This window comes from Pantoea sp. DY-15 (genome assembly GCF_019795935.1).
In the GTDB taxonomy this organism is placed as follows: Bacteria; Pseudomonadota; Gammaproteobacteria; order Enterobacterales; family Enterobacteriaceae; genus Pantoea; species Pantoea leporis.
Genome location: NZ_JAIMIF010000002.1, coordinates 45,751 through 71,793, shown reverse-complemented (window position 1 = coordinate 71,793; position 26,043 = coordinate 45,751). Strand labels below are relative to the sequence as shown.

20 protein-coding genes are annotated in these 26,043 nt (G+C 54.8%); 15 read left to right on the top strand and 5 right to left on the bottom strand.

The annotated features are described in order from the left end of the window. A complete protein-coding gene (locus K5Y32_RS09025) occupies positions 1-906 on the bottom strand; it encodes a LysR family transcriptional regulator (RefSeq protein ID WP_222183052.1) in 906 nt (301 codons plus the stop codon). 147 nt (positions 907-1,053) lie between these two features. On the opposite strand from K5Y32_RS09025, the gene K5Y32_RS09020 reads away from it, so the two are divergent. Further along, a complete protein-coding gene (locus K5Y32_RS09020; protein ID WP_217548000.1) occupies positions 1,054-1,800 on the top strand; it encodes an SDR family NAD(P)-dependent oxidoreductase in 747 nt (248 codons plus the stop codon). A 40-nt stretch (positions 1,801-1,840) separates the two neighbouring features. Here the strand turns inward: K5Y32_RS09020 and K5Y32_RS09015 are convergent, their stop codons facing one another. Continuing rightward, complete coding sequence (locus K5Y32_RS09015) at positions 1,841-3,013, bottom strand: ROK family protein (RefSeq protein ID WP_222183050.1); 1,173 nt, start codon at positions 3,011-3,013, stop codon at positions 1,841-1,843. 151 nt (positions 3,014-3,164) lie between these two features. On the opposite strand from K5Y32_RS09015, the gene K5Y32_RS09010 reads away from it, so the two are divergent. Genes K5Y32_RS09010 through K5Y32_RS08995 form a run of 4 tightly spaced genes read left to right on the top strand, consistent with a single transcriptional unit; the run spans position 3,165 to position 8,000 of the window. Beyond that, on the top strand, positions 3,165-4,484 hold the full coding sequence (locus tag K5Y32_RS09010; protein ID WP_110867180.1) for an MFS transporter: 1,320 nt from the start codon (positions 3,165-3,167) through the stop codon (positions 4,482-4,484). A gap of 10 nt (positions 4,485-4,494) precedes the next feature. Beyond that, positions 4,495-6,138, top strand: coding sequence for a GMC family oxidoreductase (locus K5Y32_RS09005; RefSeq protein ID WP_222183048.1), 1,644 nt, complete (start codon positions 4,495-4,497; stop codon positions 6,136-6,138). Next, complete coding sequence (locus K5Y32_RS09000; RefSeq protein ID WP_222183046.1) at positions 6,131-7,210, top strand: Xaa-Pro peptidase family protein; 1,080 nt, start codon at positions 6,131-6,133, stop codon at positions 7,208-7,210. Before K5Y32_RS09005 ends, K5Y32_RS09000 begins: the two co-directional genes overlap by 8 nt. Positions 7,211-7,220: 10 nt before the next feature. Continuing rightward, positions 7,221-8,000 carry an SDR family oxidoreductase gene (locus K5Y32_RS08995; protein WP_222183045.1) on the top strand — a complete coding sequence of 260 codons (780 nt, stop codon included), beginning with the start codon at positions 7,221-7,223 and terminating at the stop codon, positions 7,998-8,000. A gap of 47 nt (positions 8,001-8,047) precedes the next feature. On the opposite strand, the gene K5Y32_RS08990 is transcribed toward K5Y32_RS08995, so the two are convergent. Continuing rightward, positions 8,048-8,407 (bottom strand): NUDIX hydrolase, encoded by a 360-nt coding sequence (locus K5Y32_RS08990; protein WP_222183044.1) that lies wholly within the window; start codon positions 8,405-8,407, stop codon positions 8,048-8,050. A 129-nt stretch (positions 8,408-8,536) separates the two neighbouring features. On the opposite strand from K5Y32_RS08990, the gene K5Y32_RS08985 reads away from it, so the two are divergent. The 6 genes from K5Y32_RS08985 (at position 8,537) to glgX (ending at position 18,625) form a co-directional block, all read left to right on the top strand. Then, positions 8,537-9,286: a DeoR/GlpR family DNA-binding transcription regulator gene (locus tag K5Y32_RS08985; RefSeq protein ID WP_110867175.1), complete on the top strand. Its 750-nt coding sequence runs from the start codon at positions 8,537-8,539 to the stop codon at positions 9,284-9,286. Between the two features lie 142 nt (positions 9,287-9,428). After that, positions 9,429-10,319, top strand: a complete 891-nt coding sequence (locus tag K5Y32_RS08980; protein ID WP_222183043.1) for an oxidoreductase — start codon at positions 9,429-9,431, stop codon at positions 10,317-10,319. A 200-nt stretch (positions 10,320-10,519) separates the two neighbouring features. Continuing rightward, positions 10,520-11,959 (top strand): glycine betaine/L-proline transporter ProP, encoded by a 1,440-nt coding sequence (proP, locus tag K5Y32_RS08975; protein ID WP_217547986.1) that lies wholly within the window; start codon positions 10,520-10,522, stop codon positions 11,957-11,959. A gap of 290 nt (positions 11,960-12,249) precedes the next feature. Further along, entirely contained in the window at positions 12,250-14,034 is a 1,785-nt protein-coding gene (treZ, locus tag K5Y32_RS08970; RefSeq protein ID WP_222183042.1) for a malto-oligosyltrehalose trehalohydrolase, read from the top strand. Next, positions 14,031-16,517: a malto-oligosyltrehalose synthase gene (gene treY / locus K5Y32_RS08965; protein ID WP_101761323.1), complete on the top strand. Its 2,487-nt coding sequence runs from the start codon at positions 14,031-14,033 to the stop codon at positions 16,515-16,517. The genes treZ and treY overlap by 4 nt, the downstream gene beginning before the upstream one ends. Positions 16,518-16,552: 35 nt before the next feature. After that, positions 16,553-18,625, top strand: coding sequence for a glycogen debranching protein GlgX (glgX, locus tag K5Y32_RS08960; protein ID WP_222183041.1), 2,073 nt, complete (start codon positions 16,553-16,555; stop codon positions 18,623-18,625). Positions 18,626-18,750: 125 nt separating this feature from the next. On the opposite strand, the gene K5Y32_RS08955 is transcribed toward glgX, so the two are convergent. Then, positions 18,751-22,050 carry an autotransporter outer membrane beta-barrel domain-containing protein gene (locus K5Y32_RS08955; RefSeq protein ID WP_222183039.1) on the bottom strand — a complete coding sequence of 1,100 codons (3,300 nt, stop codon included), beginning with the start codon at positions 22,048-22,050 and terminating at the stop codon, positions 18,751-18,753. A gap of 289 nt (positions 22,051-22,339) precedes the next feature. Between K5Y32_RS08955 and K5Y32_RS08950 the strand changes: the two genes are divergently transcribed. From K5Y32_RS08950 to K5Y32_RS08935, 4 genes are all read left to right on the top strand, one after another. Next, positions 22,340-23,983: a methyl-accepting chemotaxis protein gene (locus K5Y32_RS08950; protein WP_110867172.1), complete on the top strand. Its 1,644-nt coding sequence runs from the start codon at positions 22,340-22,342 to the stop codon at positions 23,981-23,983. Positions 23,984-24,198: 215 nt separating this feature from the next. Beyond that, positions 24,199-24,648 (top strand): STM2901 family protein, encoded by a 450-nt coding sequence (locus tag K5Y32_RS08945; protein ID WP_101761320.1) that lies wholly within the window; start codon positions 24,199-24,201, stop codon positions 24,646-24,648. Beyond that, a complete protein-coding gene (locus K5Y32_RS08940) occupies positions 24,642-24,968 on the top strand; it encodes a DUF1493 family protein (protein ID WP_101761319.1) in 327 nt (108 codons plus the stop codon). Before K5Y32_RS08945 ends, K5Y32_RS08940 begins: the two co-directional genes overlap by 7 nt. Before the next feature lie 14 nt (positions 24,969-24,982). Continuing rightward, entirely contained in the window at positions 24,983-25,468 is a 486-nt protein-coding gene (locus tag K5Y32_RS08935) for a type VI secretion system tube protein TssD (RefSeq protein ID WP_222183037.1), read from the top strand. 53 nt (positions 25,469-25,521) lie between these two features. On the opposite strand, the gene K5Y32_RS08930 is transcribed toward K5Y32_RS08935, so the two are convergent. Beyond that, positions 25,522-26,004 (bottom strand): cold-shock protein, encoded by a 483-nt coding sequence (locus tag K5Y32_RS08930; RefSeq protein WP_101761317.1) that lies wholly within the window; start codon positions 26,002-26,004, stop codon positions 25,522-25,524. Between the last annotated feature and the right edge of the window lie 39 nt (positions 26,005-26,043).

Genomic DNA, 26,043 nt, shown 5'->3' with positions numbered 1-26,043 from the left:
CTACCCGTTCAATCGCCCAGGAAATACGTCCCTCAGCCATCCGATAAATACCCGCAATCGCTGCGTAAGATGACGATTCTGCGGATAAACCACATGAAACGGATAATTCCCCGGACGCCACGCCGCCAGAATCTCAACCAATTTCCCTGCCTGTAAATCTGCCGCCGCTGCATAGCGGAAGGTCTGAATAATCCCTAAACCCGCAACCGCTGCCGCCAAATGCGCGTTACTTTCATTGACGCCAATCCGATGCTCACTCTTAATCTCAAGCTGCTCTTCGCCCTGGGTAAAACGAAACGGAAACGCCCTGCCGCTCTGCGGTGACAAATAGCACACCATGCGATGCCCATTTTTCAGCTCCTGCGGATAAGCCGGTACGCCATAGGTTTTCAGATAGCCCGGCGCGGCGCAGGTAATCATCTCCGCATCCCCCAAATGACGCGCCACCAGCGACGAATCGCTAAGCGGACCGCCGCGAATCACGCAATCGACGTTACCGCTGATCAAATCCACCGCGCGATCCGCAACGCCAAGATCGATACGAATGTCCGGATAGCGGGCAACGAAATCGGGCAGCGCCGGAATCAACACATCGCGCGCGGTTGAGCCGCCAATATCAATACGCAGATAGCCGCCAGGTTTGGCGCTTTCCGCATTAAACGAGTGATCGATATCTTCCAAATCGCGCACGATGCGCAGCGCTTTTTCATAGTAATCGCGCCCTTCTGGCGTCACCGTGACGCGCCGCGTGGTGCGTTGCAGCAAGCGAATGCCGAGATGCGCTTCCAGTTCCTGCACCAGTTTGCTCAGCGTGGCATTCGGCATATCGAGCGAATCCGCCGCACGCGTAAAGTTGCCCGCTTCGACGACGCGCGCAAAGGCCTTTATCGCCAATAACTGATCCATGCTGTTTTCCGCCGCCCTTAATTATCCACACACAGAAATAGTCATTTCGATTTTACACCATTTATCAGCAAACGCCGTGAAGATAGATTGCTTCTCATGCACTGCAACGCAGTCATCAAAACCTCATCACCCATTGGAGAAGCAAACATGAACGCACTCAACGGCAAAATCGCATTGGTAACCGGCGGCACAACTGGCATTGGTCTGGCATCCGCGCAGGAGTTGGCGACACAAGGCGCACGCGTGTTTATCACCGGTCGTCGTCAGGCGGAGCTTGATGCGGCAGTCGCCAGCATCGGTGCCAGCGCCAGCGGTATTCGCGCTGATGCTGCGGTGCTAAGCGACCTCGACAACGTTTACGCAGAAATCGCCAAACAAGCGGGCCGCCTCGATATCCTGTTCGCCAACGCCGGTGGCGGCGACATGCTGCCGCTTGGCGCCATCACCGAAGAGCATTTTGACCGCATCTTTGGCACCAACGTGCGCGGCGTGCTGTTTACCGTGCAGAAGGCGTTGCCGCTACTGAGTGACAATGCCTCGGTGATTCTCACCTCGTCCACCACATCGGTTCAGGGTACTGCAGGATTCAGCGTATACAGCGCCAGTAAAGCCGCGGTGCGTAACTTTGCCCGCTCGTGGGCGCTGGATGTGAAAGATCGCGGTATTCGCGTTAATGTTGTGAGTCCCGGCCCGGTGCGCACGCCAGGTTTGGGTGGTTTGGTGCCGGAAGATCAGCAGCAAGGATTGTTTGATGCGCTGGCAGCGCAGGTGCCGTTAGGTCGTCTTGGCGAACCGGGTGAGATTGGTAAAGTGGTGGCGTTTTTAGCGTCCGATGCGTCCAGCTTTATCAATGCAGCTGAATTGTTTGTCGATGGCGGTATGGCGCAAGTCTAAAAGCTCTTTCGTAGGGTCGCCATTTATGGCGACCACTCTCTCAGCCCGCACCAGGATCCGCCTCCACATACAAATAACCAATCCCCAGCACCTGCCGCGCCCGATCCAACTGACCAAAATGCACATTGGTGCCTTTGCTTTTCAACGCATCACGCGGATCGAACGGATTCAAATCGATCTGCCGCACAATGGTTTGCAACCAACTGTCACCAAAGGTACAGCTGCGACCATATAACCAAATCTGATTAATATTCAGCGTGTTGAGAAAATTATATAAGCTCATACCAATCGCTTCGGCGGCGCGCTGTGCCCACGCTACAATCCAGGGTTCGCCCGCTTGCCACGCTTGCAATAACTGCGTGCTGCTGGGCTGCGGCGCTTCGGGATCGCGCTGATGAGCCGCCTGTTTTAAGCTGCTGAGTGAGGCCATCGTTTCCAGACAACCCTGACGGCCGCAACTGCAGCGCTGACCGTTCGGCTCAATGATGGTGTGGCCGATTTGGCCGCTGCCGTACAAATTGCCGCGAAAAATCTCACCGTTGATTACAAATGATGAGCCGATGCCGTAATCCACATTGATGACGCAGAATTCGCTGAGCGCATTGCGATTTAACCACTTCTCAGCCAGCGCCAGCATCACGCAGTCATTATCCACACGTACTTCCACGCCGAGCTTCTCCTCCAGCAGAAATTTTAACTGCAACGGCGTTTTCCATGCGGCCTGCGGCATATGCTGTGACACACCGGTGACCGGATCGACCTGACCATGCACTGCCAGCGCCAGATTAATGCGTCGCTTCGGCCACTGTTTGCAGGTCTTCCGCCATACCGCCTCAATCTCACTGAGCAATGCTTCCGGCGTTTCCGCTTTGATGGCGACTTGCTCAAATTCTCCCTGCGCTACCAGCTGCGCATCGGCCAGTTGCCGTTCAATGCTGCTCGGTTTGACGCATAAACACAGCGTCCATGCACCGTTGGATGGCAGTTCAAAACTGCCATTGCTGTTACCGCGTGCGCTCATCAGCGCCTCAGAGTGTTGCAGTTTTCCTTCATCCAGCAGCGCCTGCAAAATTTTGCTGGTGGCTGGAATGGTTAAGCCGCTGAGGTGTGCTAATTGAGATTTACTGAGTTGCTTATGCCGCCACATCAGCGACATAAACAGCGCCTTATTATGTTTTCGCACCTGCAAATTGTTCAAACCCACCGGCTTCATTTTGTCTCCATCACACCCAATTCGCCCCGTTTACTAAACAGAGTTTACTGTCTTTTGTGATGGTCTCGCCATCCTCTTCACTACCGTTGCCTTAAAGTTCGTGCTCATTCCAATAACAAAAAATTACCTCACCTTTTAAGAGACATTGAACATGACAACATCACCTGCAAACCATCCGTGGCTGATCCGCCTCGGCATTCCACCCGCGCTGGCCTGGGGCTACGTCGCTGTATTGCTGTTTATGATTGGCGATGGCGTGGAGTCGAACTATCTCGCGCCTTACCTGCATGAAAATGGTTTCTCACTCAATATCGCGGCGGCGGTGATCGCCTTCTACGGCGTCACCGTTACGCTCGGTTCGTGGCTGGCCGGTTCACTCTCCACACTCATTGGCCCGCGCAAAGTGATGCTGGCAGGCGGTGTGATCTGGATTGTGTTTGAAGTGCTGTTCCTCGCCATCGCCTTGCCTTCCCATAGCGTGGCCTTGCTGGCGTTAACGTACGGTTTGCGCGGCGTTGCCTACCCCATGTTTGCCTATGCGTTTCTGGTGTGGATTCAGGCCGCCGCACCCGCCGATATGCGCGGTTCAGCAACCGGTTGGTTCTGGCTGGCGTTTACCGGCGGCTTGCCCACGCTGGGATCGCTGGTGGCGATCTTCTCAATACAGTTGATTGGTGAATACGCGACTTTCTGGCTGTCGCTTGGGCTGGTCGCGTTGGGGTTGCTGGTCATGGTGATCGCGCTGAAAGAACGCAGCGGCTATCAGTCGTTGCTCGATAAGCAACACCGTCAGCAGAGCGTTGCGCGCACGCTGATGGGCGGCATCGATATTTTGTGGCGTGAACCGCGCATCGCCGCGGCTGCCGTGGTTCGCATCATCAACACCACGCCTTACTTCGGCTTCTTTATTTTCCTGCCAGGCTTTTTCACCGAGCAGATCGGATTTACGCAAACCGAATACCTCAGCCTGATCACCATCATGGGTTTAGTCGGCATGAGTTTTAATCCCATTGTCGGCAAGCTCAGCGATCGCATCGGCTGGCGCAAAGTGCTGACGGTATTTGGTGGACTCGGCTCCGGCATCTCAATGTTGCTGATGTATTTTGTGCCGCAATGGAGCCACGGCAGCTTTGTCCTCAGCGTCATCTGCGCGTGTTTATATGGCATCACTTTGTGCGGCTATGTTCCCGCTGCCGCGCTGTTCTCTTCCCTGTGTCAGCCAAAAGATAAAGGTAACGCGATGGCGATTTACTGCTTTGCTGCCGGGCTTTCCACTTTCTTTGGCCCCGCGCTCTATGGCGCCTTCAACGCACTGTTTGGCACCTCGGGCGTGGTGTGGGGTTACGCCGCTTTGTACTTGATCAGCGCTCTGGTTTCCTGGTGCTTCCTGCTCAGCCCGCTGGATCCCGGCGAGCAGCATAATCCCGAGGCGCAGCGCCTGCGCCGTTTAGATTCTGTCGCTTCAGAGTAAAGAGAGAACCATGAAAGAGTTTGATTACATTGTGGTGGGCGGCGGCAGCGCCGGTTGTATCGTCGCCGCCAGGTTAGTCACGGAAGGCAACGCGCGCGTGCTGCTGCTGGAAGCCGGGCGCGATGAGTATCACCCGGTGCTAAAGATGCCCGCAGGTTACATGAAGTTTCTCGCCAGCGACAAATTCCTCACCATGCACCAGACCGAGCCGCAGCCACAGCTCAACGGACGCGGCGTGATTGTGCCGCAGGCGAAAGTATTAGGCGGCGGTTCGACGGTCAATGCGATGGTGTATATGCGCGGCCATCGCCAGGATTACGCCGACTGGAACAGCGCGCTCGGCAATCAGGGCATCGACTGGTCGTGGGATGCGCTGCTGCCGCACTTTACCGCCATCGAGGATAACGATCATCTCGGTGCGCCCCATCACGGCGTCGGCGGGCCAATGAAAGTGTCGCATCTCGGCCACTTCAGCCCTCTGAGCCGCGCTTATGTGAAAACTCTGCAGGGATTGGGCATTCCTTACACGCCGGATTTCAATACAGGCAATCCGTTTGGCGTAGGCTTTATGCAGCACACCATTAACGGTCAGACGCGCCAGCGCTGCAGCGTGGTGGATGCCTTTATTACGCCGCTGCGCCATGACGCGCGCTTGACCATTGTCACCGGCGCGCAGGTAGAGGAGATTCTTTTCGAGGGCGCAAATGCCAGCGGCGTACGCTACACACAGGATGGCCATCCGCAACGTGCCAGCGCGCGTAAAGAGGTGATTCTGGCTGCCGGTGCCTATCAAACGCCGAAGCTGCTGATGCTCTCCGGCATCGGTCCAAAAGCCCAGCTAAAACAGCATGGCATCACGCTGCGTCAGCATTTGCCGGGTGTCGGCAAGAATTTGCAGGATCACTATGAAGTGCCGGTGGTAGCCAGCACCAACGGTGCGTTTGGCTATTATGGTCAGGATCGTGGCTGGCCGATGGTCAAAGCCGGCTTGCAATATATGTTGTTCAAAACCGGTCCGGTCACCACCACCGGCGTGGAAACCTGCGCCTTCTTTGACCCGATCGATTTCGGCGCCACGCCCACCATTCAGATGTTCTGCGTGCCCACGGTGTATCTCGATCGCGACGTTATGGGCGCCGATCCCGGCCATGGCGTTACCGTCAATTCGCTGCTGCTGCGCCCCAAAGCGACCGGCGAGGTCACGCTGCGCGATAGCAGCGCCAGCAGCTTGCCGATTATCGATACGCAAATCTTTGGTCATCCCGACGATTTGGCGCGCACCATCGCCGGTTTCCGTTTTGCGCGTAAGGTCATCACCGCGACGCCCATCGGCGCGATGGTGCAGCAAGAGATCTTCCCCGGTGCAGAGATTACTTCAGATGAAACTATCGCCGAACACTGCAAACGCATGGTGAAAACCGGCTATCACCCGGTCGGCACTTGCCGCATGGGCCACGATAACGATCCGCTGGCGGTGTTACACGGCGACCTGCGCGTGCGCGGCGTTAACCGCCTGCGCGTGGTCGATGCCTCAATGATGCCCAACATTATCAGCGGCAACACCAATGCCATTGTGATGGCGGTGGCCCATCGTGCTGCTGAATTGCTATTGCAGAGGCAGCAGAGCGAGAAAAAGGAGCACGCTTATGAGTGAAAAATTATCCCGCCTGCAGCGTGCACTCGCCTCCTGGCAACTCGATGGTGTGCTGCTTACCCGGCGCGATAACATCGCCTGGCTGACCGAAGGTGCCAGTTTTTACGTGGTGGAACGCGCCGAAGTCGGCGTGGCCAGCTTGCTCATCACGCAGGACAAGGTTCTACTACTCGCGCCTGAAAATGAGATGCCGCGTATCCTCGCCGAAGAATCGCTGCCGTTTGCCTGTGAAACGCTGAGCTATCCGTGGTTTCAATCGTTAAATACCCTGTTGCCTGAGGGCAAATTCGGCAGCGATACGCCGCAAAACGGCATGTCTGATATTCAACAAGCGATGGTGGCGCTGCGACAGGGCCTGAACAGCAACGAGCAGCAGCGATTTAAAGCGTTGGGGCGCGAAGCCGCGCAGATTGTCGAAGGCGTGGCGCGTCAGTTACAAGCGGGCGTGACGGAATGGCAAGTGGAGGCCGAGATTGTCGCAGCCTGTCTGGCACGCGGTATTCGTCCGATGTGCACCTTAGTGGCGGCAGATGAGCGTATTAGCGCGTTCAAACACCCGGTGCCTACGCAGAAAAAGCTGCAACAACAAATGCTGCTCACGCTCGGCGCCGAGCGCCACGGGCTGCACGTGAGCCTGACGCGGTTAGTGCATATCGGCGAACCTGGTCTCGCGATACGCCAGCACCTCAACACGTTGTGCCAGATCCACGCCGATATTCTCTGTGCAACGCAGCCGGGCCAAAGCTGGTCAACGCTATTTCAGGCAATTAAAGATGCCTATCAGCGCCACGGACATGGCGATGCGTGGCGCGATCATCATCAGGGTGGCCCGGCGGGTTATGGTTGCCGCGACGTGATCCTAACGCCCGAAACGCGCGGCGATATTCATTCTGATATTGCCGTGGCGTGGAATCCCACGCTCAGCGGCGTGAAAAGCGAAGATACCTTTTTGCTTACCGCTGAGGGCTGCGAAGCCTTAACGCGCAGTGGCGAATGGCCAATGATTACCGTGCAGCGCGGCGAGCGCACGTTGTACTTCCCAGACTGGCTGGCATTACCGGCATCTTCATAAGGAGGCGATTATGTCATCACGATTAGCGAATAAAACCGCGATTATCACCGGTGCTGGCAGCGGCATAGGCAGCGCGATCGCTACACTGTTTGCGAAACAAGGTGCTCGCGTGGCGCTGTTCGATCTTGACGGTGAAACCACCGAAGCGCTGGCGGCAGAGTTGCAGCAGCAAAGTGGCCAACACTGTTTTGCCTATAGCGCAGATGTCACGCAACCCGAGGAGGTGCAGCGGGGGGTGAGCGAAGCGCAGCAAGCGCTGGGCCCGATTGATATTCTGATCAACTGCGCGGGCGTGAATGTGTTTCGCGATCCGCTGGCGCTGGAAGATGACGACTGGCAGCGCTGTATGGAGGTCAATCTGAAAGGACCCTACAACCTGATCCGCAGCGTGCTGCCCGGCATGCTGGCGCGCCAGTACGGCAATATCGTTAACGTCGCGTCGGTACACGGGCACAAAATCATTCCCGGCGCGTTTCCCTATCCGGTCGCCAAGCACGGTTTGATTGGCCTGACGCGTTCGCTGGGCGTGGAGTACGCCAGCCAAGGCATTCGCATAAATAGCATTTCTCCGGGTTTGATCATGACGCCCGCCGCTGAAGCCTGGCTGGCAAGCTGTCCCGATCCGCAAGCCGAGCGTGAACGGCAGGCCGCTTTGCTACCGTGCAAACGTATTGGTGAACCGCATGAAGTGGCATATACCGCGCTGTTTCTCGCCTCGGACGAAGCGCGCTTCATCAATGCCACCGATATCCTGGTTGATGGCGGACGCAGCCAGATTTATCACGAGTAATAAATGATATTTTTATCGGGTCGCCATTCATGGCGACCACGCTTAATCTAACGCTCAATCACCGGAATCTCATCCAGTTGGGTAAAGATCGCCATCCCCCGCGCCTTGCCAATCCGCACATCGTTATCAGCCCCCTGCGACGCGCCCGGAATGCGTAAAATAGCATCGCAACAGTGAATCAAACGATGCGCCACCTGATAGAGAAAAGATTCACTGATTTCATCGCCAATTGTCTGCGAACCGGCGGCGCTCGCCAGCGGCAACGCCAGCCACTCACCAATCACCGGCGTATGTCCGCGCTGGTAGACCTGCAGGGCAATCTGGTCTAATTTCTTAATGTTTTCATGAATTAACACTTGATTGCCGTTGGTGCCGCTGCGTACGGGCCCTGCTATAAGAATCAACATTGCGTTTCTCCAAAAATTCGATGGTGTGGGCAAGCGTTTTTTTGCACGATTTGCCCGGCGATAGGTGACAAAATCTACGCTAACATGCATAATCGTGCAGACACAAGCAAAAACATGAATGAGAAAATAATGCTTTCCAGCCAACGTAAACAGCAAATTCTCGCCATTCTGAGCGAAGAAAAACAGGTGATGTCGAGCGAGCTTAGCCAGCGCTTTGCGGTGTCGGAAGACTCAATTCGCCGCGATCTGCGTGAGCTAGCCGCCGAAGGATTACTGCAACGTGTACACGGCGGTGCGCTGCCGGTTTCTGCCGCTATCGCACCGTTTGAAACACGCAAAAGCGTGCAGATTAGCTCTAAACGCCTTATCGCGCAGAAAGCGGTCCAGCTAATCCAGCCCGGTCAGGTAGTGATTATCGATGGCGGCACTACCACCGCCGAGATGGTGAAATTGCTGCCGCCGGATCTGGCATTTACCGTGGTGACGCACAGCCCAAGCATCGCCGTGGCGCTGGTGGATTATCCGCAGGTTGACGTGATCATGATTGGCGGCCTGCTCTATCGCCATTCGGTGGTGGCGGTGGGTGCGGCGGTGCTGGAAGGCATTGCGCGGATTAATGCCGATCTGTTCTTCATGGGCGTGACCGGCGTGCACAAAACGGCGGGATTAACCACCGGCAACTACGAAGAGGCCGGGGTGAAACGTGCGCTTTCCGCACGCGCGGCGGAAACGGTGGTGATGGTGTCGAATGAGAAGCTGAATTCCGCTTCGGCGTTTGCCATCGGCGAATTATCACTGGCCAGCACCTTGATCGTTGATGCTCAACCCGATGACGAAATGTGCCAACTGCTGCGGAAAAAGCACATAACTGTGCTGTAAACGGCTATTCTTCGCTGCTAAACAATTAAGGTCATCGTACGCTTTCCAATCAAAGCCTATCCCGTAGCGGCGCGATTTATCGCGCAATGAATCGCGCCGCTACGATCCCTGCAAGCATTTTGATAATCAGGAGCTTAATGAGATGTCTGAGAATCCTACCATCGCCCTTATTGGACCGGGCGCGATTGGCACCACCATCGCGGCGGCGATGCATGAAGCTGGACGCACGCCCACGATTTGCGGGCGTACCGCACATCCGCAGCTGGAGTTGCGTCACGACAGCGGCAAAATTATTGTTCCCGGCCCGGTGCTCACCAATCCCGCCGAGATCGCGCAACCGTTCGATCTGGTGTTTGTGGCGGTGAAAACCACCCAGGTTGAGGATACCGCGCCATGGCTGGCGGCGCTGTGTAATGAAAATACCGTGGTGTGCGCGCTGCAGAATGGCGTGGAGCAGAAAAGCCAACTCGCGCCCTATGTCAATGGCGCGACTGTGCTGCCGTCGGTGGTGTGGTTCCCGGCCCAACGCGAACCGGATGCCTCGGTGTGGCTGCGGGAAAAGCCGCGCCTGACGCTGCCAGAAACGCCGCACGCTGAGTTGGTGGTTGCGGCACTGCGCGACACGCGCTGCGCGGTCGATCTCTCCGCCGATTTCCTGACCATCGCCTGGCGCAAACTGCTGCAAAACGCGGTTGCCGGTTTAATGGTGCTGTCGAATCGTCGTGCGGGTATGTTCCAGCGCGACGACATCAGCGCGCTGGCGCTGGCCTATTTGCAGGAGTGCCTGACGGTAGCGCGCGCTGAAGGTGCCGCGTTAAAAGATGAGGTGCCGCAGGAGATTGTAGAACGCTTTCACCGCGCACCGACTGATTTAGGCACCTCGATCCTTGCCGACCGCCAGGCCGACCGTCCGCTGGAGTGGGATATCCGCAACGGCGTCGTGCAGCGTTATGGTCGGGCGCGCGGTATTCCCACGCCAATCAGCGATGTGATTGTGCCGCTGCTGGCGGCCGGTAGTGAGGGGCCGGGCTGATCATCTACATTCACGGTCGCCATCCATGGCGACCTCCCTCAAACGTCCTAACTACCCGTGTTTTATCCTGCCAACTTGCGAGATGTTAAAATCTTTACTAGGGTTTGCGCTTCTTCTGCCTCTTATAGCTTTCTTTTCCATTTATGAAATTACGGCTGCGAAAGCTATAAGATCGCGCCATTTTCTCAACTGGGGAATTTATGAGCACAGGAACGGATACAACACAATCAGCCACAGCCAGTGGCTTGACCGTTGATGACATCACCGTTATCGACAACAAATTGCTGAAACGCGCGGTCGGTGCCGCCGCATTGGGTAATGCGATGGAGTGGTTTGACTTCGGCGTTTACAGCTATCTCGCCGTGATCATTGGCCAGGTCTTCTTCGCCGATGCCAGCGCTGCCGCGCAGCTTATCGCTTCGTTCGGTACTTTCGCCGCGGCGTTTTTAGTGCGTCCGATTGGCGGCATGGTGTTTGGCCCACTCGGCGACCGCATTGGACGTCAGAAGGTATTGGCGTTAACCATGATCATGATGTCGATCGGTACGTTCTGTATCGGTCTGATTCCGAGCTATGCCAGCATTGGTATCGCTGCGCCGATTCTGCTGCTGCTGGCGCGCTTGCTGCAAGGGTTCTCCACCGGCGGTGAATATGGCGGTGCCGCGACCTTTATCGCGGAATACTCCACCGACAAACGTCGCGGCTTTATGGGTAGCTTCCTTGAGTTTGGTACGCTGGGTGGCTATCTGCTGGGCGCCAGCCTGGTGACAGCAATGATCGCTTTCTTACCGCATCAAACCATGATGGATTGGGGCTGGCGTGTGCCGTTCTTCCTCGCCGCGCCGTTGGGTCTGTTCGGTTTGTATATCCGCTTAAAGCTGGAAGAGACGCCCGCGTTTAAAGATCACATGGATAAGCGCGAAGAGATGGAGCACAACAAGCCGCGCCTGAGCGTGTGGCAGATGCTGCGCGATCAGCGTAAACCTCTGCTGAAATGTATTGGTCTGGTGCTGTTGTTCAACGTCTCCAATTATATGCTGACCGCCTATATGCCGAGCTATTTAACCGGCGTGCTGGGAATGAGTGAATTATCCGGCCTGATGTTGGTGATGGTGATTATGTTTATCATGATGCCGCTGACGTTAATGTGGGGATATCTCACCGACCGCATTGGTCGCCGTCCGGTGATTGGTTTAGGCGCGTTGGGCTTAATCGTGCTGGCGATTCCGAGCTACATGTTGATTGGTTCCGGCAATATGCTGCTGGTGTTTGCCGGACTGGCGATTCTGGGCTTATTGCATACTTGTTTCAGCGGCACCATGCCGGCAACGTTACCGGCGCTGTTTGTCACCGATATTCGCTATAGCGCGCTGGCAATTGGTTTTAATTTATCAGTTTCGCTGTTTGGTGGCACCACGCCGCTGATCACCGCATGGCTGGTGGATACCACGCACAATAATCTGATGCCGGCGTATTACATGATCGGTGCCGGGATTATCGGTTTGCTGACGGTATTAACCTTGAGTGAAACGGCGCGTAAACCGCTGAAAGGTTCATCGCCTGCGGTAGCGACAGAAGCCGAAGCGCATCGTTTGATCGATAAATTGCGCAAACGCAAGGTTAAGCATAAACCGGCATAGACCGCAGGCCGCATCAATAGAGGTCGCCATAAATGGCGACCTCTATTGATGAATTTGTAAGGTCGCCATTTATGGCGACCTCATCTAACCGAAGCGTAAAAATCCCCCGCTTATTCGATAATTTCTTAAACCCGCCTGAAATCCTCTCGCGCGCGCCAGAAAACGCCAAAATATCGACTATGATTTGTTGTCCGACCTAACTTTCATCCCAAATTATTTATCGTTTTCAGCCAGTAGCGAATCGCTTGATGTCGTCCATTGCCCCTGCGTGGGCTAAACGAGGCAATTGAATGGAATTCAGATCATTTGAAAAATCCTGGGGCGCTGAGATTCTTGCTGATGACAGCGTCCGTTTTCGTGTTTGGGCACCAGGGCAGCAGCACATCACCTTAAGACTTGCCGATAACGACACCGCCATGCTCGACGCAGGCGACGGTTGGTTTGAGCTGCAAGTCAGCGGCGTGGCGCCCGGTGCAGAGTATAACTTTGTGCTGGACGATGGCACGGTGGTGCCGGATCCCGCCGCGCGTGCGCAAAAGGCTGATGTTAACGGCCCTTCACTGGTGGTCGATCCGCAAAGCTATCGCTGGCAGCACACCGAATGGCAAGGTCGTCCGTGGCATGAAACGGTGGTGTATGAAATGCACATCGGTACCTTCACGCCCGAAGGCACTTTCCAGGCGGCGATAGCTAAATTGCCGTGGCTGGCCGAATTAGGCATCACGCAGCTGGAAGTGCTGCCGGTGTCGCAGTTTGGTGGCAATCGCGGTTGGGGCTACGACGGCGTGCTGCTCTACGCTCCGCATGCGGCTTACGGATCGCCGGATGATTTCAAAGCCTTTATCGATGCCGCGCACGCGCACGGTTTGTCGGTGGTGCTGGATATCGTGCTCAACCACTTTGGTCCGGAAGGCAACTACCTGCCGCTGCTGGCACCAGCGTTTTTCCACCAGGAACGCATGACGCCGTGGGGCGCGGGCATTGCATATGATGTCGATGCTGTGCGGCGCTACATTGTCGAAGCACCGCTCTACTGGCTGCAGGAATTTAATCTTGATGGCCTGCGTTTTGATGCCATCGACCAGATTGAAGACAGCTCCAGTAAGCATGCGCTGATTGAGATTGCCGAACGCATCCGTCAGGAAATACCCGAGCGCCCTATTCATCTCACCACCGAAGATTGCCGCAACGTTATCTTCCTGCATCCGCGTGACAAACAGGGCAACGCGCCGCTGTTTACCGGTGAGTGGAACGATGATTTCCACAACGCGGTGCACGTGTTTGCAACCGGTGAAACTCACGCCTATTACGAAGATTTCGCCGACGTGCCGGAGAAGCTTGTGGCGCGCGTGCTGACTGAAGGCTTTGCTTATCAGGGCGAACTTTCACCGCAGAGTGGGCAGCGGCGCGGCGTGCCAAGTGCCAGCCAGCCGCCGGTGGCGTTTGTTGATTTCATCCAGAACCATGATCAGGTGGGTAACCGCGCGCAGGGCGATCGTTTGATCAGCCTGGCGGGCAGCGATCGCACCAAAGTGCTGCTGGCAACGCTGCTGCTGTCGCCGCATATTCCGCTGCTGTTTATGGGCGAAGAGTATGGCGAAACCAATCCGTTCTTGTTCTTCACCGATTTCCACGGCGATTTAGCTAAAGCGGTGCGTGAAGGTCGCGCGAAGGAGTTCACCGGTCACGCCGGGCATGACGAAGAGGTGCCGGATCCCAACGCCGAGCAGACTTTTACCCGCTCGAAGCTTGATTGGAATAAGTTACAAACGCCGGAAGGCCAGAGCTGGCTGGCGTTAACGCGCGAGCTGCTGGCGCTGCGTCAGCAATATATCGTGCCGCTGCTGGCCGATGCGGGCGGCAACAGCGGCAAGGTGCTCGCCACCGCTGAAGGCTTCGTCGCCGTCAGCTGGCATTTCCCGCAGGGCGAGCTGTCGCTGGCGCTGAATATCGGCAAGCAGACGCAACCTTTACCCGCCATGCCAGGCCGCACGATTTTCGCCTGGCCGCAAGAAACTGAAGCATTACCACAACACGCCATCGTGGTGCGTTTGGATCAGGGAGCAACAAAATGAGTATTCCAACCGCGACGTATCGCATTCAGTTTCGCAACGGCATGACGTTTGATCGCGCCGCGGCGCTGGTGCCCTATCTGCAACGCCTTGGCATCAGCCATCTTTACGCGTCGCCGATATTTAGCGCCACCGCCGAATCCACCCACGGTTACGACGTCATCGATGCCAATGAGATCGAACCGGCGATTGGCGGCCGCGACGGCTTTAATCGTCTGGTTGAGGCGTTGCAGGACGCGGAGATCGGCTTGATTCTCGACATCGTGCCAAACCATATGGCGGCCTCGCTGGAAAATGCCTGGTGGCGTGATGTGATCGAGTATGGCGAGAGCAGCCGCTATGCCAATCATTTTGATATCGACTGGACGCGCCGCCTGACGCTGCCGTTTCTCGGCGACAGCTTCGAGAACGTGCTGGAAAACGGTGAGCTGAGCATTAAAGCGCATCCGCAAACTGGCCATCCCGCGTTGGCGTATTACGACAGCTTTTACCCGCTGACGCCCGCCAGCTGGCAGGATCGCGCCGACGAGGTGCTGGCGATGACTGAAGCCAAAGCGATTGCTGAACTGCATGAGCAGCAGCCGTGGCGTTTGATCAGCTGGCGCGATGCACGCAGCGAGCTCTCTTATCGCCGCTTCTTTGAGATCACCGGGCTGGTCGGCGTACGCGTTGAAGATGAAGCGGTGTTTGCCGATTCCCACCGGCTGATTCTTGAACTGGTGCGCTCGGGCGCGGTCAGCGGCCTGCGCGTCGATCACGTTGATGGCCTTGCCGATCCACAAGGCTATTTGCGCCAGCTGCGCCAGGCCACCGGCCCGGATTGCTATATCACGGTGGAAAAGATCCTCGCCGAAGGAGAAAAGATCCCTGACGATTGGCCCATTTCCGGCACCACCGGCTACGAATTTATTGCCGCGCTGTCGCACGCGCTGGTGGATGATTCGCAGATCGATACGCTGCATCTGGCCTATGAAGCCACCACCGGACAACGTAACGACGTTGAAGGCGGACTGCGCGTGGCGCGTGAATTGATGGTTGACCGCAATTTTGCCGGTGAGTTTGCGCGTCTGCTCAAGCTGGCGACGCAGATTGCCGGTTCTGAACATCGCAACCTTGGCGAAGCGGAACTGCACGTCGCACTGCGCGAAATCCTCATCGCCTTCCCGGTGTATCGCACCTACGGCCAGCAGGACGGCATGCCGCTTGAAGGCGAAGAGCTGCTGCAACAGGTGCTGGAAACGGTGAAAAACAGCGCGTCGCCAACGGTGTTGAGTTTACTGCAGGCGATGCTGCTGGGCGCGGTTTCTGAAGAGAGCGAAAAAGACGCGCACGAATTCCGCATGCGCTTCCAGCAGCTGACCGGACCGCTGATGGCGAAATCGGTGGAAGACACGCTGTTCTTCCGCAATCACGTCGCATTAGCGATCAATGAAGTGGGAGCAGAACCGCTGCCGCACGCCTTCTCGCTGGCGCATTTCCACAGCGAGATGCAAACGCGGCTGCAACAGCAGCCCGATGGCATCTCTTCCACCTCAACCCACGACACCAAGCGTGGTGAAGATGCGCGTGCGCGGCTGTATACGCTAAGCGAAGCCCCCGCGCTGTGGGCGGAACACGTAGCGCGCTGGCGGCAGATTAATCAGGCGCAGGTGGTGGAACTGGACGATGGCGCCGCGCCGGAACCGGCAGTGGAATGGATGCTATATCAGGCGTTAGCCGGCGTGTGGCCGACCACCTTGCAACCGCAGGATGCCAGCCAACTCGAAGAGCGCTTTATTCCTTTTGTTGAGAAAGCGTTACGCGAAGCCAAATTGCGCACCGACTGGGCAGAGAGCAACGAAGCCTACGAAAAAGCGGTGCTGGATTACGCGCGTCATCTGCTTTCACCGGCCAATCAGTTGTTCCTCAGCGATTTCAGCCACGCGTTGCAACCGTTTATTCAGGCCGGATTAATCAATAGCCTGACGCAAACGGTAATTAAACTCACCGCGCCGGGCGTGCCGGATATCTATCAGGGTAGCGAAGCGCTGGATTTCAGCTTGGTCGATCCCGACAACCGCCGCACGCCGGACTTCGCGCTGCTGGAGCAGCAGCTGGAAGAGTCTTCTTCGCCCGACTTCAACGACGCGCAAAACTGGCTGAGCGGCAAACTGAAACAACAGGTGATTGCACGCCTTCTGCATCTGCGCCGCGATTATCCGCAGCTGTTCCGCGTGGGCGATTATCAGCCGCTGGACGTCAGCGGTGAACATCAGGAGAAAGTTATCGCCTTTGCGCGTCAGGACAGTAACCACGCGCTGCTGGTCATTCTGCCGCGCCTGAGTTTTGACAACGCGCAGTGGACGCAAACCGAAGTGGTACTACCCGAGTCACTCGCCCATCGCCACTATCGCAACTTATGGAGTGGCGAAACCGTGACGATTGGCGATTACATCGCGCTGGATGAGGCGGCCTCAAGTGCGCCGTTAGTGCTGCTAAGCAGCTGATGCATTACCCGATTAATCTGTGTGGAGAATAATGGATGACAAGTAAGCCTCTAGAAATTACAGCAGGTTCGGGACAAGTGCTTGGCGCTAACTATGATGGCCAGGGCGTGAACTTTGCGCTGTTTTCGGCCTGCGCTGAGCGAGTCGAGCTGTGTTTGTACGATGAGAGCGGCGAAAACGAAATCGCCCGCTTCGATTTGCCGGAATACACCCATGAAGTGTGGCACGGCTACATTCCCGGCTTGCAGCCCGGCGCGCTCTATGGCTATCGCGTACACGGCCCGTACGAGCCGGAAAATGGCCATCGCTTTAACCCTAACAAACTGCTGCTCGACCCTTACGCACGCGAACTGGCGGGCGAATTGCAGTGGGACGAGTCGCACTTCGCGTATGACCTGCTGCATGAAGATAAGGATTTGAGTTTCGATACCCGCGACAGCGCACCATTTACGCCCAAATGTGTGGTCATCGATCCCAATGAATTTGACTGGCAGGATGCTAATCGACCGAATATTCCGTGGTCGAAAACGGTCATTTATGAGGCCCACGTTAAAGGTTTTAGTCAGCTTAATCCGGCGGTACCCGAAGAGATGCGCGGCACTTACGACGGTTTAAGCAATCAGGCTTCGATCGATTACATCAAAAGCCTGGGCGTAACCACCGTGGAGCTGCTGCCGGTGCACGGTTTCCCGGACGATCAGCATCTGCTGGATCGCGGTCTGAAAAACTTCTGGGGTTACAACACGCTGGCGTTCTTCGCCCCGGCCACGCGCTACTTTGGTCCGCGCGGGATTCAGGGCTTCCGCGATATGGTGCGCGCCTTCCACGATGCTGGCCTCGAAGTGATCCTCGACGTGGTTTACAACCACACCGCCGAAGGCAATGAACTCGGCCCCACGTTGTCGTTTAAGGGCATCGATAACTACTCTTATTACCGCACGCTGCCAGATCAGCATCGCTACTACATCAATGACACCGGTACCGGTAACACCGTGAATACGTCGCATCCGCGCGTGCTGCAGATGATTTTGGATTCGCTGCGTTATTGGGCCGAATCCATGCACGTTGATGGCTTCCGTTTCGATCTCGGCACCGTGCTGGGCCGTGAACCGGAAGGCTTTGACCAGCGTAGTGGCTTCTTCGATGCCATCATGCAGGATCCAGTGTTGTCCAAACTGAAACTGATCGGTGAGCCGTGGGATATCGGGCCGGGCGGTTATCAGGTTGGCGGCTTCCCGCCGGGCTGGGCGGAGTGGAACGATAAGTATCGCGATACGGTGCGTGAGTACTGGAAAGGTGACATGGTCACTAATGACTTCGCCGCGCGCCTGCTCGGTTCTGGCGATCTTTACGATCAGCGCGGTCGCCGTCCCTGGTCCAGCATTAACTTCCTTACCGCGCATGATGGCTTCACGCTCAACGATTTGGTTTCGTACAACGAGAAACACAACGAAGCCAACGGTGAAGATAATAATGACGGCCATAACGAGAACCGTTCGTACAATTACGGTGCGGAAGGCCCAACGGACGATGAAGGCATCAACGCGGTACGTGAGCGGCAGAAACGCAACTTCCTCGCCACGCTGCTGTTCTCGCACGGCACGCCGATGCTGCTGGCGGGCGATGAGTTTGGTCGCAGCCAGCTTGGCAACAATAACGGCTATTGCCAGGACAGCGAGATTTCCTGGCTGCATTGGGAAAACCTGCCCCCTTCCGCCGATGCGCTGCGCGACTTTACCCGGCATCTTTTGGCGTTACGCGCCAAGCAGCCGCTGCTGCGGCGTGAAAGCTGGCGCGATGGTATGGAAATCAAATGGTTTAACGCCGGTGGCGGCTTCCAGCAGGATGATCAATGGGATGATGGCACCACGCTCGGGGTGTATCTCGGTCGCCCGGATTTAGTGCCGGAGGAAGGCATCTGGCATGACGTGTTGATGCTGTTTAATCCATATGAAGGCAATGTACCGTTCAGTATTCCACAGTTTGGTGAAGGCGGCTGGGTACTGGAGCTTTCGACGTCTGACAGCGTTGAGAAAGGGTTAGTGATTACTAAAGAGAAGGATTTCGAGCTGGAAGGCCGCAGTATGGCGCTGTTCCGCAGGCCGTAATGACCAGGTGCGCATTAATGCGCACCCTACGAAAACACGGTTATGACATCACCCGATGCGTATAAAGCGCATCGGGTGAAACTTTTCGTAGGGTCGCCATTCATGGCGACCTGCTAACCAACAAATCAGAAATTAACCTTCACGCCCACCATCGCACTGGTATCGCTGTAACCTTTATCCCCCATCTGCTGACCCATATTGCCCCACAGATTAACGGTTTTATTCAGCTTCGCATCGACACCCACTTTCACTTCACCGAGGTTACGCGCACCGGCTTGCTGCACGCTGATGCCATTCATGCTGCTGCCAAAGGTTTCGGTGTTGTGCACCCAGTTGGCTTCGATAAACGGCTCGAAGGTGCGGTTTTTACCATCATCAATGGCATTGTGGCCTTTGATGTAAGCGCGAACACCCAGACGCGTTTGCACATTATTATCGCCTTCACCCGCCACGCGCGTGCCGTTGTGCTCTTGATGATCCTTCGCTTTCACGCCCATCCAGGTCGCCTGCGCTTTCGGTTGCAGATAGAAGCTGGAACGCTCGCTCATCTCCGCTACCTTGAAGCTGTAACCGGCTTCCACTGACGCGGTGATGCCTTTTGATTTGTAGCTCTCTTCGCTAATGCCATCGCCTTTCACGCTGTTATCGAACCAGTTATACAGCGCCCAGCTATCCACATACGCACCGGTTTTCTCGGCGTTATCCTGCATCCAGGTGGCGTAGATACCGGTGCTGTAACCGTGAACCTGACCTTTAGAGGCGTAACCGGTCACGCTGGATTGGGTGTTGCTCTGCGCGTTAGCATAACCGCCCATCACGCCAAGATTGAAACGGTCGCTGCCGTTGCTGCTCCACTGCGCAATATCGCCGCCCAACTGCATCACATAACGGTTGCCGGTGGTTTTCAGCTGGCTGGTGCTATCGCGGAAGCGCGTGTGTCCACCCGCATTACGCAGCCACAGGCTGGTGACCTGCTCGTTGCCATCGGCGTCAATGTAGTGCGTTTCGCCGAGGCGGTCGTCTAATGAGGTGGTGAATAAGGTATTCGCCGCCGCAAGGTTAGCCGCATAGCTTGCCGCTTCAGGACGCGTAATTGGGAAACCTTTTACCGGCTTACCTACATCGCCAGCATTGCCTGAACCACTGCCCGGCGTGCCCGTGCCATCGCCTGGCGTACCGGATCCGTTGCCAGGATCGCCGGGATTAACCGGATTGCTGCCAGGATTGCCCGGCGTAACATTATTGCTGTTGCTCTCCAGCACCCATTTATTGGCATCCTGCACCAGATGATAATCATACGCACCCGCCACAATTCGGCCCTGCTGGGTGAACGTACCATTCACATTGCCATCGACGCGAATCAGTTCGATACCATCAATGGTTTGCGCGCCGGTGCCGCCTGCATTCTGCACCACCACGTTGCTGTTACCGGTGTAATCACCGGTGATGTGCAGGTGATCGGTCTCTGAATGGTCATCCATCAGATGGGTTTTGAAGTCGATGGTACCGTTGTTGCTGTTCAGGCTGGACAAGGTCACCTGGCTAAAGCCGGTGCCGGGCGCGGTCATATTCAGCGTGGCGTTATTCAGCGTCAGATTATCCACCGCAGAGCTCGACGTAACATTCCACTGGCTACCATTCGCCAGGTTCAGATTCTCCAGTGAGCTGGTCGCACCGCTCCAGACGGAGTTGTTATCGAGGTTGATGATGTTGGTCGCAGTGTTGGCGCGGTCGATGACCACGTCGCCGTTAAATACTGAGCCGTTATCGCCGGTCAATGTCACATTGCTAACCGTACCGCTGTTGCCAACACCAGCGGATAACAGCGTCGCGCCGTTTAACAGGCTGCCGGAGGTAGTGACTTTTGTGTCTGCGGTGCCAGAAACCACCATTGCGCTACCTTCGCTGGCGGTGACGGCGCTGTTGCTCAGCGACACGTTGTTATTGCTGACCGCGTCAGACTCGAACAGCATACCCGCACTGTTCGCGCCGGTGAGCGTGATTTGTGAATTGGTTAAATCGACGCTGTTGTCGCCATCACGCATCCCCATCCAGATACCCGAAGACATGGCTGCGCCATCCTGACCCGCGATGTTAACGTTGACACGGTCGCCCGTCAGCGTACCGTTTTTAAATACAACTAAACCTGCGCCATTAGCTGTATGGTTAAATTCAACATTATCTAATTGAATGCTGGCGCCTTCACTAACGCGTGCGCCGATTAAATTGCCACGCGTGCTGTTGATCTGAACGTCTTTCAGGCTGATTAATCCACCGGCGTAACGCGATGCGACACTGGCGCCTAAGGTTGTCAAATCGCTGACGACCATGGTATCGGGCGCATTGGCACCATCATTATTGATGATGGTATTTTCAGCCGTCACATTGCCATAGGTAGCAGAAAGCGCTTTTACACTGGTGTTGATGGTTGCATTACGTACGTTTATTTCACTTCCTGCATATAAAGTCTGAACAGAATCTGTCGCGCCGGACGTGGTAATGGTTCCGCCATCGAAGTTGACCAATGAGCCATTGCCGTTGGCACGCAGCGCATAGGAGTTGATTTTGTCGGTATTAATATTGGTGTTGGTGAGATTCACCGTGCCGCCATTTAAAGCATAAGCCGCCTCGGATGACGTGCCGGTGGTGTTTAATGTACTGCCACTGATGTTGACGATACCCGCCGCACCCGTCGCTCTGACGGCATTGGTTAAATGGCCTCCGGCACTGATGGTGCTATTGTTAACCGTAATCTCGCCGCCGGTGGCGTTGACCGCATGAGCACCATCGCCCGTGGTACTGATGCTGCTATCACTGATGGAAAGATGCCCAGCACCCGCTGCCGCAAACGCACCGAAGGAATTGGCTCCGCTGGTTTTAATGGTGCCGTTAGTCAGCGTGATATCACCATCGCTGGTTTGGACACCGTATGAACCTCTGCCAGATGTAATGATATTGATACCGTCACCAGTGATAGAGCCGGCACCGCGCGCATAGAGTCCATGCGACGTGGCTGCAGAGGTTTTGATATCGATATCTTTTAAGGTCACCTCAGCGCCAGTATCTGCGTAAGCACCGTGCCCATAGGCATTGGACGTGGTGATGGTGCCAGTGGTGAAATCAACCGTACCATTATTTGTGGCACTGACACCGCGGATATATTCGCCAGTTCCCGCACCCACAATATCCTGATTGTTCACGATAACTGGATTGCCATTAGCAATGATGGTGGTTGCAGCGATTGCCCCTGTGGCATGCAGAGCCACCGTAATCGCCAGCGCCACACCGGTTAACGCCATGGCGTTGCTTGCGGACGGCGTCAACGCCGAAGAGGAATGAGATTTAACCTTGCCTTTAGCCAGCTCAGAAGCCACGACAAAACGTTGCGTTGCAGCATTCCAAATCACACGGAAAATTTTATTCATGGGATTTTACTCTCTCTAAGTTCAGAAACTTTCACGATTTCCGAAATGATAGAGAGCGGGTCTGTAAGGCAATATCGGAGGGAGCGCGGAGTTTTGTAGTCCTTTACTTATCAGACGTAAGACAGCGCTGGTATCAGGTAAAAATGTTAAAAATTGGCGTGATAACCAGTTGAAGACTTAAACCTTGAATAAAAAAATTAACTAATTTCCTCAATCTGCCGATGGTTATTAATCTGCCCCCTTCCCTACGCGGCTTTTGCCGGGACGCTATAAGATTAAGGATAATAAAATGAACATCTCCCAACGTCTGTTTGCCACCTTTTCCATACTGTTTGGCGCCATCATCCTACAAGCGATACTCGCCATTTCCTTACTCTCTGGTTTTCAGGATCGCTTTGAATATGTACAGGCCAATGCGATTCCCTCGATCAAAGATCTGGGGAAACTGATTGATGGCAGTAACCAGTTGGCGTTAACGCTCTACAAACACAAAAGCCAGACCGACGACAGCAAAATGCCGGCTATTGAGGACGAGATCCAGAAACAGCTGGCGGATTTGAAGGCGCAGACCGATTACTACATGGCGCACGATATCTCCAGCGATGAAGATAAGCGCTTAACCGAAGTCGCTTATGCCAATATTCAGCACGTCACCGCCGCACTGGCGCCATTTATCACCGCCTCGCGTGCGCATCAAAATGATATCAGCCTCAATCTGATTGATGGACAAACCGGTATAGGAGCCGCTATTCGCCAGCTGATTAGCGATTATCAAAAACAGCTGCAGCTGAATATCGCCATTGGCGATGAACTGCGCGCCACCAACCGCAGCACGTTCCACTCGGTGTTATGGACCACCATCACCGGCGTTATCGCCACCGTGCTGATTTTTGGCGTGCTGTCGCTGTTCACCGTATTGCGCATTCGTCGCAGCTTGTCTGCTGCGGGCAAAGTAATGATGACTGCCAGCGAGAACCTCGATTTAACGCTGAAAGCAGATGAGAGCCGTCGTGATGAAGTGGGCAACATGGCGCACTCGTTTAACGTCCTGATGGATCGCGTATCAGGCGCGCTCTCCTCGGTGCGTCAGGCGTCACAATCAGTGAGCAGCGCATCGGTACAGATTTCCGCGGGCAATGAAGATCTCTCATCACGCACCGAGCAACAGGCGGCATCGCTGGAGCAAACCGCGGCCAGCATGACCGAGCTGAGTGAAACCGTGCGTCAAACCGCCGATAACACGCGCCAGGCCAGTCAGCTTGCCGCTAACGCCAGCGGATTGTCGGAGAAGAGCAGCACATCACTGACCACCATGCTTTCAACCATGGATAACATTCGTGGTAGCTCGCGCAAAGTGACGGAAATCGTCTCGATCATTGAAGGCATCGCCTTCCAGACTAACATTCTGGCGCTGAACGCCGCCGTTGAAGCCGCGCGTGCCGGTGAACACGGCAAAGGCTTCGCCGTAGTCGCCGGTGAAGTGCGCAACTTGTCGCAACGTTCAACCACCGCCGCGCGCGAAATCAAAACGCTAATCGAAGAGTCACATCGTCTGACCGAAGCCGGTGCTGCGCAGGCCAGCGACGTAGGCCGTAATATGAGCGTGATGAACGATGCCATTCATCAGGTAAGCCAACTGGTGGAAGAGATTGCCGCTGCCGCTGTCGAGCAGAGTCAGGGCATCGTGCAGGTTCAGCAAGCGGTGAATCAGATGGACGACGTTACGCAGCAGAACGCCGCGCTGGTGCAAGAAGCCTCTGCCGCTTCGCAATCGCTGCAGGAACAGGCCGGGAATTTGAATCAGCTGGTGGGTAAATTCCATGTCGCGGCGGCTGGCGAAGTTCAGCAAAAGCAGGCTGTGGTGCGTACGGCTTCATTCGTTAAACCCTCGCGCGTTGCGGTGGTGAATGATGCGGATTGGCAGAGTTTTTAAGCTGATTTAGCCGGTGCGCAAAAATGTGCACCCTACGAAAACGCGTGGTCGCCAATCATGGCGACCACGCGGCCTTTGCCAGGCAAACGCTGCCATAATCTCGCTAAACTCTCCAATAGTTAACCCGCTATTAGTGGTTCCACTCCTCTCTTTTGAACAAAAAATAGCGTTCACCACGTTGTAATCTGGCCACCTGTAATTCAGGGAGGATGATAATGGATACGGTTGAGCAGCTTAATGGGACGTACTTTTACAAAGGAGTCAGCAATGTTTCAGCTGGTGAATTATTTTTTTGGATACTTTTGGACAAAATTGATGAGCATGTAGGTGGCATCAATAACATTGTTGCGGTGAGCAGCATCATTCTTGGTCTTCCTATTCTGGGTACAAGAGGTAAGCCCGGCAATGCTACACCTGGTACTTCGATCGCCTCTAAATATTCGCGTCAAATTCTGAATGTGAAATTGCCCAGACCTTTGCCAACGTTCACTAATACCAGCATTAAGTTACTCAAGCCGATGTGGACAAACAATCTTGGGGCTTTTGTTGGCCGAACTGTGCCGGTTGTAGGATGGGTCTTACTGGCAAATGATCTTTCTCAAATAGTCTATAAGACTGTTTCAACCTACAACATGATCGTGAGAGAAGAAGATCGAGTATGGTAGACGAACATCAAATATTAGATTTTTTTCGTGGCGAGTTATCTCTCATGACTACATGGAGTTTAAAACCCATTCCAATCGAATTTGATACTCCATTACAAGGCTACGCCGGATGGGATGAGTTGCCCTATGCCATTCAGGATTTTGGTAAAAAATATCATGTCGATACAACAGTTATAAATTTCGATGCTTATTATCCGTGGAAAACAGAAACAGTTTTCCGAAAATACTTTTCTAAGGATCCAATTCAACAAGACGTTAAACCACTAACTGTGCGTATGTTTGTGGAGTCGGCTAAAGCTGGACGCTGGTTGTATGACTAACTAAGGAGATTCACATGGCTATACCCGTTCATATGTTTATTAAAGATGATGGCGGCGCAGTAATCAGAGGCGGTTCAGACGTGATGCACCGTGAAGGCAGCATTGAATTACGGGGTGTACAACATCTTCTCTCTATTCCCACCGACAACAATACCGGCAAGCTAACAGGCACACGGCAACATGCTCCATTTATATTTGAGAAAGAAATTGATTCTGCGTCACCTTATTTATACAAAGCTGTGGCAACAGGCCAGACGTTAAAAGAAGCTGAAATCAAATGGTACCGCATCAGTGACGCCGGTCAGGAAGAAGAGTACTTCAACATATTAATGGAAGACGTAAAGGTCATATCGATATCGCCGATCATGCATGACACGCGTAATTGTCCAGGAACCGGACATATGGAAAGCGTTGCGCTGCGTTATGCGAAGATCACGTGGAAATATGTTGATGGAAATATTCAATTCACCGACGCATGGAACGAAAGGCCAACGGCATAATCAATGCGGAAATCCTGCGTGAGGATTTCCGCTGAGAATTAATCACAATATCTTCACACCTTAAGCATTTTCACCGTGGCATCAATATCAATTTCATCCGCCGTGAAAATCAAAGTCGTTCCCTGAAAGGTGGTTACCGCCAGTTTTTTCAGTGAGCGCGTTTCATCCGGCTTAACGTCTGTTTTCGGCTTGATGCTATTCATCAGAATACCTACCGATAGCACAGTGTTCTCTTTATCAATGCGCGTTTCAACCGGCACGTCTTCGCTGTAAACCACATAAGATTTGATCGAGGTGAGCTTCAGGCGCTCGCCGGCAATATAGATGTATTTGCTCTCAGGTGAGACCTTCACCGCATACGCGGACAAACCTTTGTTATTGGTGGTGGGTTCAAAGGTCACCGCCGCGTCTTTCTTGATCAGCTCAGGGTTAGCGACCTTAATCACATGGAAATAGCGGTTATCGCCATTTTCATCTTTGATAAATCCAAAACCTTTATCCTGAAACCAGGTTGTGATCGTTCCGTTCATCGCCATTGCCGCCTACCTAATCGTTATCTACTCAGTTTTTTCAGC

Excerpts from the sequence above, each read along its gene's own strand:
- K5Y32_RS08935 (WP_222183037.1), top strand. The coding sequence starts at position 24,983 with ATGGCTATACCCGTTCATATGTTTATTAAAGATGATGGCGGCGCAGTA.
- K5Y32_RS08990 (WP_222183044.1), bottom strand. The coding sequence starts at position 8,407 with ATGTTGATTCTTATAGCAGGGCCCGTACGCAGCGGCACCAACGGCAAT.
- K5Y32_RS08940 (WP_101761319.1), top strand. The coding sequence starts at position 24,642 with ATGGTAGACGAACATCAAATATTAGATTTTTTTCGTGGCGAGTTATCT.
- glgX (WP_222183041.1), top strand. The coding sequence starts at position 16,553 with ATGACAAGTAAGCCTCTAGAAATTACAGCAGGTTCGGGACAAGTGCTT.
- K5Y32_RS08995 (WP_222183045.1), top strand. The coding sequence starts at position 7,221 with ATGTCATCACGATTAGCGAATAAAACCGCGATTATCACCGGTGCTGGC.
- K5Y32_RS08945 (WP_101761320.1), top strand. The coding sequence starts at position 24,199 with ATGGATACGGTTGAGCAGCTTAATGGGACGTACTTTTACAAAGGAGTC.
- treZ (WP_222183042.1), top strand. The coding sequence starts at position 12,250 with ATGGAATTCAGATCATTTGAAAAATCCTGGGGCGCTGAGATTCTTGCT.
- proP (WP_217547986.1), top strand. The coding sequence starts at position 10,520 with ATGAGCACAGGAACGGATACAACACAATCAGCCACAGCCAGTGGCTTG.
- K5Y32_RS09015 (WP_222183050.1), bottom strand. The coding sequence starts at position 3,013 with ATGAAGCCGGTGGGTTTGAACAATTTGCAGGTGCGAAAACATAATAAG.
- K5Y32_RS08950 (WP_110867172.1), top strand. The coding sequence starts at position 22,340 with ATGAACATCTCCCAACGTCTGTTTGCCACCTTTTCCATACTGTTTGGC.
- K5Y32_RS08930 (WP_101761317.1), bottom strand. The coding sequence starts at position 26,004 with ATGGCGATGAACGGAACGATCACAACCTGGTTTCAGGATAAAGGTTTT.
- K5Y32_RS08955 (WP_222183039.1), bottom strand. The coding sequence starts at position 22,050 with ATGAATAAAATTTTCCGTGTGATTTGGAATGCTGCAACGCAACGTTTT.
- K5Y32_RS08985 (WP_110867175.1), top strand. The coding sequence starts at position 8,537 with ATGCTTTCCAGCCAACGTAAACAGCAAATTCTCGCCATTCTGAGCGAA.
- K5Y32_RS09020 (WP_217548000.1), top strand. The coding sequence starts at position 1,054 with ATGAACGCACTCAACGGCAAAATCGCATTGGTAACCGGCGGCACAACT.
- treY (WP_101761323.1), top strand. The coding sequence starts at position 14,031 with ATGAGTATTCCAACCGCGACGTATCGCATTCAGTTTCGCAACGGCATG.
- K5Y32_RS09010 (WP_110867180.1), top strand. The coding sequence starts at position 3,165 with ATGACAACATCACCTGCAAACCATCCGTGGCTGATCCGCCTCGGCATT.
- K5Y32_RS09025 (WP_222183052.1), bottom strand. The coding sequence starts at position 906 with ATGGATCAGTTATTGGCGATAAAGGCCTTTGCGCGCGTCGTCGAAGCG.
- K5Y32_RS08980 (WP_222183043.1), top strand. The coding sequence starts at position 9,429 with ATGTCTGAGAATCCTACCATCGCCCTTATTGGACCGGGCGCGATTGGC.
- K5Y32_RS09000 (WP_222183046.1), top strand. The coding sequence starts at position 6,131 with ATGAGTGAAAAATTATCCCGCCTGCAGCGTGCACTCGCCTCCTGGCAA.
- K5Y32_RS09005 (WP_222183048.1), top strand. The coding sequence starts at position 4,495 with ATGAAAGAGTTTGATTACATTGTGGTGGGCGGCGGCAGCGCCGGTTGT.